12 protein-coding genes and 1 pseudogene are annotated in these 12355 nt (G+C 47.7%); 7 read left to right on the forward strand and 6 right to left on the reverse strand.

Features of this window, described 5'->3' with window-relative positions; genetic code table 11:
- Window positions 1-32 precede the first annotated feature (32 nt).
- Window positions 33-800 (reverse strand): sulfite exporter TauE/SafE family protein, encoded by a 768-nt coding sequence (locus E2566_RS15285; RefSeq protein WP_165800672.1) that lies wholly within the window; start codon window positions 798-800, stop codon window positions 33-35.
- Between the two features lie 229 nt (window positions 801-1029).
- On the opposite strand from E2566_RS15285, the gene E2566_RS15290 reads away from it, so the two are divergent.
- Window positions 1030-1932: a LysR family transcriptional regulator gene (locus E2566_RS15290; RefSeq protein ID WP_107170477.1), complete on the forward strand. Its 903-nt coding sequence runs from the start codon at window positions 1030-1032 to the stop codon at window positions 1930-1932.
- A gap of 15 nt (window positions 1933-1947) precedes the next feature.
- Here E2566_RS15290 and E2566_RS15295 read toward each other — a convergent pair whose 3' ends face one another.
- Window positions 1948-2721, reverse strand: a complete 774-nt coding sequence (locus E2566_RS15295; RefSeq protein WP_107170476.1) for a DUF3750 domain-containing protein — start codon at window positions 2719-2721, stop codon at window positions 1948-1950.
- Between the two features lie 536 nt (window positions 2722-3257).
- On the opposite strand from E2566_RS15295, the gene E2566_RS15300 reads away from it, so the two are divergent.
- Complete coding sequence (locus E2566_RS15300) at window positions 3258-4388, forward strand: linear amide C-N hydrolase (protein ID WP_107170475.1); 1131 nt, start codon at window positions 3258-3260, stop codon at window positions 4386-4388.
- A gap of 272 nt (window positions 4389-4660) precedes the next feature.
- Here E2566_RS15300 and E2566_RS15305 read toward each other — a convergent pair whose 3' ends face one another.
- Genes E2566_RS15305 through E2566_RS15315 form a run of 3 tightly spaced genes read right to left on the reverse strand, consistent with a single transcriptional unit; the run spans window position 4661 to window position 6422 of the window.
- Window positions 4661-4969 carry a YciI family protein gene (locus E2566_RS15305; RefSeq protein ID WP_107170474.1) on the reverse strand — a complete coding sequence of 103 codons (309 nt, stop codon included), beginning with the start codon at window positions 4967-4969 and terminating at the stop codon, window positions 4661-4663.
- Window positions 4970-4986: 17 nt separating this feature from the next.
- On the reverse strand, window positions 4987-5613 hold the full coding sequence (locus E2566_RS15310) for an FMN-dependent NADH-azoreductase (protein ID WP_107170473.1): 627 nt from the start codon (window positions 5611-5613) through the stop codon (window positions 4987-4989).
- A 35-nt stretch (window positions 5614-5648) separates the two neighbouring features.
- Window positions 5649-6422, reverse strand: coding sequence for an alpha/beta fold hydrolase (locus E2566_RS15315; protein ID WP_107170472.1), 774 nt, complete (start codon window positions 6420-6422; stop codon window positions 5649-5651).
- A 169-nt stretch (window positions 6423-6591) separates the two neighbouring features.
- On the opposite strand from E2566_RS15315, the gene E2566_RS15320 reads away from it, so the two are divergent.
- From E2566_RS15320 to E2566_RS15330, 3 genes are all read left to right on the forward strand, one after another.
- A complete protein-coding gene (locus E2566_RS15320) occupies window positions 6592-7620 on the forward strand; it encodes a GlxA family transcriptional regulator (RefSeq protein ID WP_107170471.1) in 1029 nt (342 codons plus the stop codon).
- Between the two features lie 93 nt (window positions 7621-7713).
- On the forward strand, window positions 7714-9171 hold the full coding sequence (locus E2566_RS15325; RefSeq protein ID WP_107170470.1) for a tetratricopeptide repeat protein: 1458 nt from the start codon (window positions 7714-7716) through the stop codon (window positions 9169-9171).
- Window positions 9172-9361: 190 nt separating this feature from the next.
- A complete protein-coding gene (locus E2566_RS15330; protein WP_107170469.1) occupies window positions 9362-9925 on the forward strand; it encodes a YcxB family protein in 564 nt (187 codons plus the stop codon).
- Between the two features lie 200 nt (window positions 9926-10125).
- Here the strand turns inward: E2566_RS15330 and E2566_RS15335 are convergent, their stop codons facing one another.
- The gene (locus E2566_RS15335) at window positions 10126-10980 is read right to left on the reverse strand and encodes a PA4780 family RIO1-like protein kinase (RefSeq protein WP_107170468.1); all 855 of its coding nucleotides are present in this window, start codon (window positions 10978-10980) and stop codon (window positions 10126-10128) included.
- 677 nt (window positions 10981-11657) lie between these two features.
- On the opposite strand from E2566_RS15335, the pseudogene E2566_RS21990 reads away from it, so the two are divergent.
- Window positions 11658-11971 (forward strand): annotated as a pseudogene (locus E2566_RS21990) (type II toxin-antitoxin system RelE/ParE family toxin).
- A 4-nt stretch (window positions 11972-11975) separates the two neighbouring features.
- Window positions 11976-12314 carry an addiction module antidote protein gene (locus E2566_RS15345; protein WP_107170467.1) on the forward strand — a complete coding sequence of 113 codons (339 nt, stop codon included), beginning with the start codon at window positions 11976-11978 and terminating at the stop codon, window positions 12312-12314.
- The last annotated feature ends 41 nt before the right edge of the window (window positions 12315-12355 follow it).

Raw genomic sequence — 12355 nt, forward strand, 5'->3', positions numbered from 1 at the left:
TGTGTTAACAGTGAACCAGCGTGTTCACCGCGTTATTTCAGCACCAGCATAGCGATTCCCACGCCGACCAGCATCAGGCAAAACGCGCCACGTAGATAAGCGACCGGCAGCTTGTGAGCAACCGCTACCCCCCAGGACACGCTGACAATTCCTCCCAACGCCAGTGGTAAACCGATACTCCAGTCAACATTACCCGCCTGTGAATAGGATAGCAGCGCCGCCAGAGCGCCCGGCACAACAAGAATCAGGGCCATCCCCTGCGCCTGTGTTTGTGCAAAGGCAAACAGCGTAACCAGCACTGGCACCACCACCAAACCGCCGCCGACGGTAAAAATACCGGACATAAACCCGCTCGCTACACCAAGTAGCGGCAGATACTTGGTCGACAGTACAATCTCCAACGTTTGGCTGCGCTTTTTGTTATACCACTGCCACATATAGTACGCCGCCAGCACCAGCAGAAAAGTGGCAAAGGCGCGCTGTAGGTTGTGAACATCAATCGATGAGGCGATATGAGCGGCAAGGTAGGCAGACCCCGTGGCAAATAGACACATAGTCAACGCCAGCCGCGTATCAATGCGGTTACGCTGTCGATAGCGTAGAAAACCAATTAGTACGTTAGGTGTTATCATCACCAGCGCGGTTCCCTGTGCCATATGCTGATCCATCCCAAAGAGCACTCCAAGAATCGGAATCGCGATAAGCCCCCCGCCGATCCCCAGCATTCCTCCGCAAAACCCCAGTCCGATCCCCAAAAGCAAACACAACAAAATATCGCTGAACATCATTAAGCTAAACATAACCTAACCAGATAACCCATAAGGTAAAAATAGAGAGAGAACAACACCATCCTAGGTGCAGAGCCGCATTTTGATAATCACTGAATCGTCAATGACCCTTTCCTGTCAGGAAAACCGCCAACTGTGTTAACGTACAGCGTGACATAAGACATGTGACGACATGCTGCGCGGAATCAAACTGCCAGCTATTGTGCGGTTTTCCAGCCATGCTGAGGACTCTCGATAAACCATGATTAATCCGGCGCATTTTGACCTTCAGTCACTTCGTATCTTTTTGCAGGTTGCCCAAACGGGTAGCCTGACCAAAGCCGCAGAAAAATTTCACATCACGCTTTCGGCCTTGAGTAAACGTATCGCTGAACTGGAGCGCACCGTGGACTGTGCGCTGTTTATCCGTATGCCGCGCGGCCTGACGCTCACCCCGGCCGGTAAAGAACTGGTTACTCTCGCAGGCAATGTATTAAGCAACGTGGAACGCATGGCGAGTGAGATGAACGATTACGCCGCTGGCGTTCGCGGCCACGTACACATGTGGGCGAATACTTCGGCGATTATTCAGTTTCTTCCGCAGGATCTGGCGTCATTTCTTCTGACGCGCCCACTCATTCGTATTAACCTGGAGGAAAAGCTCAGTAAAACGGTGGTAACGGCGCTGGCGATGGGGGACGCTGATATTGGCATCTTCGCCGACAATGTGGGTTCGCAAGGCGTCGAAAAGATCCCTTATCGCCAGGATAAGCTGGTCGTACTCGTTCCGCCTCTGCACCCGCTTTCCTCATACCCAGAGGTGAGCTTTAACGACACATTGGGCTACGACTACGTTGGTCTCAATAACGGCAGCTCTTTGCTCAAACAATTGAAAGACGCCTCGGATATACTGGGAAGAGTTCTGCGCCTGCGGGTTCAGGTCAGCAGCTTTGATGGGATTTGCCGCATGATAGAAGCAGGGCTGGGGATCAGCGTCTTGCCAGAGGGCGCGATTCGCCCTGAAGTGCTCGGCACCGGATTACGCGCCATCACGCTCACCGATGAATGGGCATCACGCCAGCTTTGGCTTGGCGTAAAATCCGGCGCCATTCTGCAACCCGAAGTGGCTAACTTACTCGCTCATCTGCGGCAATACGGAGCGTAAGGTAAAATGTGGCTCTCAGCCTTCTTCGCTACCCGTTTTGTCATAGCCGAGACGGCCAATAAAGGGTAAACGCAGCGCGGGTGGGTTGATATCCACGCCCATATTTAGTCCCAGAATATTGGCTTCGATCCCCTCTTCAACGCCCATGGTGATACCCATGACACCCAGCAGTGAAATCTGCACACCGCTCCCCGACGGTGACCGGCCAACGGGACGCGTGATTGGGCGGTAATCTTTACCAATCGCATTGGCAGGCATATCCAGCTTGAGCGCAGGCACCTCACGGCCGATGTGCGCCAGAAACGTATTGCTATTTGGCCCTGGCCACGCATGATAGGTATTCGGCCACGGATAGCTTTTGATGGCGGCTTCAATCTGCGGGATCATCGCTTCCGCCTTGTTACCTCGATGATCCACCAACAGTTTCGGTTTCGCGCCATACCAATACGCATCGGCTGCCGAACGGTTCAGATGGATGACGTTATCACTTCCCCAACTCAAAATTTCGTAACGGCGATATTGGGTTTCCCCTGCTTTCTTGAAAATGATCCACGGATGCACCGCCACCAGCCCGCGCCAGCCATAAGTCGGCGCAGCATACACCTGTACGACGGCAGTCTGGCGGAATTGCACCGGATTCGGCGCTAACCCGGAAGAATCGCGTTTAGCAGACCACCAACTTTGCCCACTAAACGTTTCGCCGTTACGCGTTGATTGCGCCCAACTTTGCCAAAAAGACAGTAACAGCACACAAATAAACCCAATCCCCAAGAATTTGAGGTACGTCATAGGCCAAATAGCTCGCAGAAAAGGAGTGGAACAGAATCGATACGCCCGTGGGCGAACACCCACAGTGAAAATCGGTCAAAAAATCACAACCGCCAGTTTACTGCCAATTGGCGGTAAGGTTAAAGCATTGGGTGAAATGTTGACCTATTTTTACGTTGTGTGGGTACGACGACAACCGTCTCAACGCGTTTTCACTCAACGTTCGTTGCGGTGCAAGCTTGATTGAAAATCAACATAAAATAAACGAACCATCAAAAAACACATTCCCATTGAATAATAATAAATAAACTAATCAGCATGCATCGTTATATTTATTTTTAGATCTAACACATCCCATAAATAAATCACTGACTATACTCGTCATACTTCAAGCTGCTTGTACGTTGGCTGTCCTTATTCACCCCAGTCACTTACCTGAGTAAGCTCCTGGGGATTCATGCGGTTGCCGCCTTCACGCAACTCGAATTATTTAGAGTAAATAATCAGCGGTAATATTAGTGAACTACCCCCTCTGAGAATAAATGTGGAGAAATTAAATGATAAGAAATAATAAGCACCTTAAGTCTACGGTATGCGCACTGTCATTAGCAGCATTAACGCTAGGCTCAGCGGTTTCACTCGCCTGTACGCGATTCGTTTATAAGGACATACAGAACCCTGATTACCCTATTACCGCCCGCTCAATGGACTGGGCCGAGGATACCCATACTAATCTCTGGATTTTCCCTCGAGAATTAAACCGCTCTGGCGCCGCTGGTCAGTATTCTCTGGAGTGGACATCAAAATACGGCAGTGTTATTGCCTCTGCTTTTGATGGCGACGAGAAAATGGCTTCCACAACCGATGGTTTGAATGAGAAAGGGCTGGCGGCTAACGTGCTCTGGCTAGCGGAGTCTGAATACCCTAAAACCAAGCCGACAGCGAAAAAACCGGGATTAAGCGTCGCCGCATGGGCCCAGTACGTGTTGGATAATTTTGCTACCGTCGATGAAGCCGTGAAATCGCTACAACAGGAAAAATTTATACTGGTTACCAAAGATGTACCAGGGCAGAACCGGAAGGCAACACTGCACCTTTCGTTATCAGATTCCTCTGGCGACAGTGCGATTATTGAATATATCGACGGCAAACAGGTTATTCACCATAATAAGAGCTATCAGGTAATGACCAACTCCCCCACGTTCGATCAGCAATTAGCGCTTAATGCCTATTGGGATCAGATCGGTGGTAATGTGATGCTACCAGGAACGAACCGCGCTGCCGACCGTTTCGTTCGAGCCTCATTCTATGTGGAAAGTTCTACCCCCAATAAACTCATTCCTGGGATAGCAGAGAAAAATAAAATAGAAAAAGACAAAGCGGACTTAGCCACTGCATTCAGTATCATACGTAATGTATCGGTTCCTTATGGCTATTCCTTACCGAACATGCCGAATATTGCCTCAACGCGCTGGCGTACCGTTATCGACCATACATCACTGCAATACTTCTTTGAATCCGCTGTTTCTCCCAATATCTTTTGGGTTGATTTGAAGAAGATCGATTTTTCCCCGCGAGGAAATAACGCGAGCAAGTTAGATTTAGGGCCAAACCAAAGTATAATTTACTCTGGTCAAGCCTCAGGACATTTTAAACAGGCTACGCCATTTAAATTTGCAGGACTATAAATAGGAAAATTATTTCCCGACATTATGTTTATTACACAATAATATTAGAGCGCCATGGGAACATGGCGCTTCAGACCGTTGACAAACCTATTTGCTGAATGAAAACGGGCGTAACGGAATAGAAGAGTAAAGCGTTTGCGCCAGGGATGGCGCAAGCCGAGCGCACAAGGACGTGTTTACAGCGTCTTTATGATCTATCCGTTACCCCCGCTCTGCGGACTTTGTCAGCAACCTCAAGCGCATGATAATAACTAAGGATATCTACAGACTACTTATAACAACTTCGCATCTCCTGCCCATTCAGCATAGAAATGGCTCGAACAGATCCCTGGCTCAATTGCCTTTATTTCTGTTTTGACTAATCCCAAATTGACAAATGGATCATCGGAAAGAATATCTTCTATATCAGAAAGTGCTAGCCCGTAGGCTAAAATAAACCCGCCGGAGCCATCTTCCAGTGGGCCGGCAAAAATAACATTTCCCTTTTTAATGTTATCAGCCAGCCATTTTTTGTGCGCATCAATACTCTTTTCAAGTTCATTTTTCGGGCTGGTGTAAGAAAGCGTAATAGCATAGAGCATGATTGCTACCTCAATAATTATTGAACGGCCATAGATGTAATAATGGAATGAATAGAGGATTTCGCATTGTGAATTTCACGATTCTTGATTTCATCCCCTTTTGAAGCACCTTCCACACGGACAAAATGAATATCGCTAATACCAAGAAACTGGAAAAAACCCTGAAGATAACGCTCCTGAAAATCCAGATCTAAAAAAGGCGGTGCAGTATAAAAACCACCGCGAGAAGAAACCACAATAACCGTTCTTCCCCCAGACAGCCCTACCGGACCTTTTTCCGTATATTTAAAGGTCTTGCCAGCCTGCGCAAGCCGATCCAGCCACGATTTCAGCTGGCTGGAGACGGAAAAGTTATACATCGGCGCGCCGATGACAATCACGTCATTCGCCAGAAATTCCGCGACCAACGCATCAGACAACTGGTGTTCCCGCATCGTGGCTTCATCCGCTGAAGAGGACGCTATTTGGCGAAATCCTGCGGCAATCGGTCCCGTTAAGTGGCGTATTTCATCTTTAACCACATCCCGGTAAGAGACAGCAGCATCGGGATGTTGCTTGACTAACTCATTCACCACGTCAGCAGAAATCTGTCGGGAAACGGAACCGCTCTCAAGAATACTGGAGTCTATATGTAAAATGTTCACAATGACTTCTCCTACATTTGAGTTTCAAAGCTCACTTAGTTAACTGCTTTAGCCGCGCTATCAATAAAATCCGCAACAGCTTCCGGGTGTGACACCAGAGACATATGACTGGAGGCAATAGAACGCGTCTTTGCGCCGATACGGCTCGCGATTTCTTTCTGAATAGATGGATGTAATGCCTTGTCATTCTCCGTCAGTAAATACCAGGTCGGTTTAGCTTTCCACGCCGCTTTCTGGACGCGATCGCCAAACGCTTTTGCCGCAATCGGCTGCTGCACCGCAGCCAATGCCTGCGCTTTCTTCAGTGATACATCGCCCGCCATAACCGCACGATACTGCTCAGAATTGTCCAGCCAAATCATGCCATTAGCATCGGGCGCCATGCCTTCCATCGGCGCTTTCAGGCGCTGCAATAGATCAGAAACGGATTCTTCGCTGTCTGGCACCAGCGCCGACAAATAGACGATGCCGCGGACCTTGGGATCATTACCAGCTTGTGTCACGACAGTCCCGCCCCACGAATGCCCGACCAACAGCACATCGCCCTGCTGTCTTTGCAGCACGCGATCTGTCGCTTCGACGTCATCCGCTAAAGAGGTGAGCGGGTTTTGCACTGCGGTCACGTGGTATCCCATCCGCTGTAGTCGGGCCGTAACAGCAGACCAACTGGAGCCATCGGCAAAGGCGCCGTGGACTAAGACGATATTGTTAATTTTTGCCGCCTCCGCAACGTTGTGAACACCAGCAGACAGCACCAGGCCTAACACGATAGCCAGATGGCCGAGCCATTTAATACGGTAATGCGTCATACGCTTTCCTCTGCAAGAGTGATACGCCTGCCTGCTTCTCCGACGAGTCTCATCAGGCTTGGGCTGCGAATGGTTGAATTTTAATCGTGGTTGATGCTTGTGGTAAGGTGGCAAACTTGACATAGTTCATGCAAAATTCGCCAAATCTTGTCTGGCAGGAAACGTCACTATGCACATCTCTATTTTGGCATTGCCGGGCAGTATGCAGTCGGCCATCTCCGGGCTTTCCGATATATTTTGGATGGTCAATCAGGCACTGATTACACAGCCTGAGAGCGCTTCTTCCTCCGCCCCACCGCTCTCTTTTGAAACGTCCATCATCAGTGCAGACGGCAAGCCAGTACGTGATGCCCAAGGCAGGCTCATTCACGTAGACAGCTCATTTGACGCGGTGGGTAAAGCAGATGTTGTACTGGCGACCGGGATGATGCTCGGATCGGACAAATTACCGCTAGCGGCATCATCCGTTCATGAATCCGCCATTTGGCTCAGGGAGCAATACCAGCAGGGCTCGCTGATAGGCGGTGCCTGTGCAGGTGGGTTTATTCTGGCCGAAGCCGGGCTGCTGGATGGCCGGTTTTGCACCACGACCTGGTGGCTCTACCATACCTTTAAGCAGAAATACCCGAAGGCAAAACCAGTGTGGGGCAAAGCGCTGGAAGAACAAGATGGCATCATTACCACCGGCGGGCCATTATCCTGGGTCGAGCTTGCTCTGCATATTATCCACCGCAGTGGCGGGCCAAAGATCGCCAAATTAGCGGCGGATATCGCCGTGGCGGATAGCCAACCTCTTTCTCAACGTATTTACGCGCCACAGGGGTTCATTAATACCGTACACCCCTTGCTGCTACGCGCTGAACAACTCATCCGCTACGAAAACCCATCAATCACCGCAGAAGAATTAGCCAGCGCTCTGAATTTCAGCGACCGAACGCTGCACCGCAAACTCAAAGAACTCACGGCGGAAAGCCCGAAAAACTTTATTACCCGCGTCAGGATCGAAATGGCCTGTCTGCTGCTTGAAAACCCAATGACCAATATCAAGCAGGTTGCCGCCGAATGCGGTTACAGTGAAGATACCGCTTTCAGACGCGCCTTTTCCCAGCAGATGGAGATGACGCCGACCCAGTTCAGAAAATGGGCGTTGTTGAGAAATAATAAACCGGGTGCGTTAGATAATGACGGTGGTGATTGAGTCGATGGCTCTAGAAGACACGACCGACGGCAAACCATCACCTTGGCCGACACCTTTGCTATACATTGCTATTCACTCAGGGAATGAAAATCGATGATAAGGAAAACAATAATTGCCACGCTGCTCAGCCTGTCGGCGGTATCCATCAGCCCAGCCAATGACAAAATAGAGGCGATCTACGAACGCCTGACGCAGCAGGATACTCATGCATTAACCGCGCTGACAGCATTAGCGAAAGACCGCGACTCGCAGGCATTAAGCACGCTAGGGTTCATCTATGAGTACGGCATCATAGTCCCGCAAGATACTACGCAAGCGCGCCAGTATTACCAGCAGGCCTGCGAAATAGACGGCAATGTTGGCTGCTACAACGTCTGGTATTTTTATCAATATGGCAAAGGTGTGGCGCAGGATAAAGAACGCGCCAGACAGTTCGCAGAAAAAATGAATCGTGCCGATCTCAAAACACCGCCTGATGTAATAGAGATAATCATCGATTATCTCTATAGCGCAAAAGCCAATGCCGATAGCGACATATCACAGCGTTCTACGTTAATTTACACCGCCAAAAGATACCTCACCAATGGTGATGAAGAGACACAACGTTTCTTTACCCGTATCGGCTTTAGCAAACGGGATGTGCTACGGCTGGCAACATTCTGGGCAAAAGATGGCGATCCAGAAATAAATTTCCTGGTCGGTCATTTGTATAATTTTGGCTATGCCGGTATTAAAAATGAGAATATTGAAGCCCTTAAATGGTTCCGCGTCGCAGCCGAAGGCGGCCATCCAGAGGCACAAAATATTCTTGGGTCGGTATACGAAAAAGGACGCTGGGGTATTCATGCAGACGGATCAGAAGCTGAAAAATGGTACGATCGGGCGGCAAAACAAGGCAATGACAACGCCCTGATGAATCTCGGAAAAATGTATTACGATGGCGTACTCATCAAGGCCGATTACCGTAAGGCCTATGCATTATTTGAACAGGCCTATAAAAATGACGTAACAGGTGCAAGCAAATATTTGTCCCAGATGTATTACAGCGGACAGTACGTTGATGTGGATTGTCATCAAGCCCAGAAGTATAAAGGGCGTGCAGATAACGATTATTTTCGCCAATGTGAAAAAGATAAGCGTGAGAGAAACGCGACACGCGACGTATTACCGGATTTAACGTTAAAACATGAATCGAGCCCATTCGGTGGAGATAATAATCCCTATAAATGCGAACTTAATTTCTCTATCAATACGAATAAACTCGGTGAAGTCGCCAATTTTCGCGCCACGTTACGACTCAAAAACAGCGAAGGCATTTCGGCCGAACAGGCGCTCGCTTTCCCACCTTTTGGATTGAGTAGTTTTGATGCCGGAATGATTGGAGAAAAATTCATTTTTTCCCAAGCATCTGCTCTGCTCCCACAGTACAACCCCGATTTTTGCCAGTTCAGCGATCTGGAATATCAGGTCACCTCCGCCACCGCCACGATTAACGGAAAGGAAGTGGATATGCTTAAAGCAGGAATATTGAAGCAACAGGAAAAGCGTTAACCCTCACGATTAGTGCCTGATTCTCCATGCTGTGGCCCTGTTTTTCGGGCTATTTAGCCTTTCCAACATATTCACCCGCGTGACTAAAACGCGAACTCATGCACAGGGAAGCAATTAGGTAGAAAAATCCTCTACAGAGAGTCTATGATGTGAATATAATGCTGTATGGATAACAGAGATCGCAAAGAAAATGGAAACAGGGAATAAAGAATTCATTTTTCATCAGTCATTAACACAAAACGACTATGAAAAAAGCATTAAACTGATGTCCAACTGGGCTGAAAAGAAAAAGAGCTATAAACACAGGGTAACCCACTCCCTACTACTGCTTTCATTCGTTTTATTTCTCTTATCGCTCTTCATATTGCTGGCGATTATTTTCCTATCTAATGAACGTGAAGCCCATCCAATTATAAAATTATTTTCTTATTTTACCGCTTCGCTAACCGTCCTTTCCATTTTACTTTCATTAGCGATCGTGAAAATAAAAAATCATCCTTCCGATGCTTTTCCAATTAGGGTGAAAGTAATAATAAACAACGATGGAATTTACGGGGAGACAGAAAACTCAAGCAGCAGCTATACATGGCACGCTATTTCTCACATCAATAAAACTGATGACTTTTTATTTTTAATCGCTAATCATCTGACGGTGCTCCCTATTTCGCTCAGCAATTTTTATGATGAACAAGAGGTTGAATCGCTCACTCTTTTTATTGAAGAAAGAATGGGTAACCCAAAAGGCACGTCATAGCGGAACTTTTCGCATGGTTCTGCCATACGGCAGAATCTCTATTGCACTTTAGAAGAGCGGGGATGAGGTTCAGGCTTAGCCAGCCCCCGCCTCTCGTATACTTGGGGATGAATGGCAAACTGGCGTCATGTGACTATCACGAACTCCGTCTCCACTATCCCCCCTGAAAATTCTATCGACGACTTATGTCGTTCCGACAATTATTCATCATCGCGTTCTTTTCTTGCCCGCTGACGTTCGTAGAACTCATCTTCAACTGCAATGATTTCATCAATCAGTGAACCCATATCCACTTCATGCGCCGCTTCGACGAAAAGACCGGTTAGCACTGTTTCTGGGGTTAATTTTCCGTCTTCATATAACATCCAGATTTCTTGCGCATACCGTGTTTGCAATAATTGTGGCGCAAACTGGCCGTAGTAAGCAGTAATGTTATTAACATCACGTGTAAACATAGATTCAGCATGGTTGTTGGCGGCGGCGTCCACAGCCTGTGGCAAGTCGATAATTACCGGTCCTTGCGCGTCAAGCAGTACGTTAAATTCCGATAAATCACCATGTACGATGCCTGCACACAACATGCGCACAATATTGCGGATCATCGTATTAAAATCAGCAACGGCACTCTCTTCCGTTAGAATCACATCGCTAAGGCGTGGAGCAACAGCGCCTTCAACATCTGTGACCAACTCCATCAATAACACACCGTCAATGCAAATATAGGGTTGTGGTACACGAACGCCGGCATTAGCAAGACGAAACAATGCTTCGACCTCCGCGGTTTGCCAGGATTCTTCTTGTTGCTTGCGTCCGAATTTTGAGTTTTTTTGCATTGCACGGGCGTTACGCGTATTACGGACTTTGCGCCCTTCCTGATACTGCACAGCCTGTTTAAAGCTACGCTGCATTGCTTCTTTGTAAACTTTGGCACACTGGATTTTGTCACCACATAAAACAGTGTAAACGTCCGCTTCCTTGCCGCTTTTCAAGCGTTGGAGCACATTGTCTATCAGGCCATCATCGACCAGCGGTTGTAGTCTGTTTGGGATTTTCATGCGGCTTTATGCCCTATTTCAGCCGCTTTTCGTATCAATAACAAAGACGGCGATACTGGAAAAAATGGCAGAGTCTGAAGAAAGATTTTAATTCTACCAATAATCACCAGATTTTGCTGACCTGCTGCGATCATCTTCTTGCTTCATTCAGCCGTTCATGTGCCTCTGAAAGCAGAATCACACCAAGATCATATCGACCAGGTAATGATTTCTTGTCTGCCATGGATCGGGTAGTGGTAGCGAAACGATATGGCTCCAGCAGTTGTGCTGACTATAAAAGACCATCGTGGTCATTCGTCTTGTAGCTTCCCTCTGTTTGAGGTTATGTAGTTTGGTATTAGTCTGCATGGAGGCCACGGACACCACATAAACACGGTGCTTGGCGATGCTAAGAACAGCGGAGTAGTCCAACCCAAAAAGCTGAAGGAACAGCGTAGCGACATAATTTCTGCCAACAGCCGGGTTCTCAGGGCAACGGCGACTGGGCGCTCTGAGTCGGCGTGACACAGGTGCAACAGATAAATTCATTATCTATCACGCACGAAATCTCCCTCTATTCGTAAATAAAAAACTTAGTTCCAAAACCTGATGCACCAATACGCTTGAAGGCATTCTTGCAAGATTGTCGTTTTTAAGTTACAAAAATTAAAGGACTAAAGACCTGTGAGGACGCTATCTTGTATACAGTGAAACTGTTACCAAAGCAGTGACGGTAAAGTCCTTTACACTGAATAGATACAGAAACTACGCAAGAAAGATCCTCGTACAGCTTCAAAAGTAGACACCCGAGTAGACCGTGCAGAAAAGAGAAATTTCGGCGACCATAAATTTGAAAGAGACGGTGTTTGGGAGCTCAGAGTTGATTATGGTCCAAGCTATCGAGTGTAGAAGGCGATAAGATGATTTTGCTCTTCACCGGTGGGATAAATCAAGCCAAAGCAAAGATTTAGATAAATCAATGCAATACTGGCGGGATTATCAAAAGAGGTAACATCATGGCAATCATCACCCAATCCACTACATTCGAAAAAACCATTAGCCACGATGATGCAATGGTTGTGGAACTACGAGAAAATCCTGAATACGCAGAAATATACCTCCAGACAGCACTAGAGGATATTTATGAGGAAGGTGGCATCGCTGCATTCCTGACAGCATTACGCCGTGTCGTTGAAGCGCGTGGCGGAGTGGGTGAAATAGCCAAAAAATCGGGTCTGTCTCGCCAACAGCTATACAGAACGCTGTCTGAAAATGGCAATCCAACGCTAATAACACTCACAGAAATCACCAGAGCCGCAGGCGTTCGGCTTATTCCTAATGCTCACAATAATTAAAAATATCAGTGGCTCAATTGTGTAGAAAGATTTCGTCAGAC

Origin of the sequence: Pectobacterium punjabense, from assembly GCF_012427845.1 — a bacterium.
GTDB classification, from domain to species: Bacteria; Pseudomonadota; Gammaproteobacteria; order Enterobacterales; family Enterobacteriaceae; genus Pectobacterium; species Pectobacterium punjabense.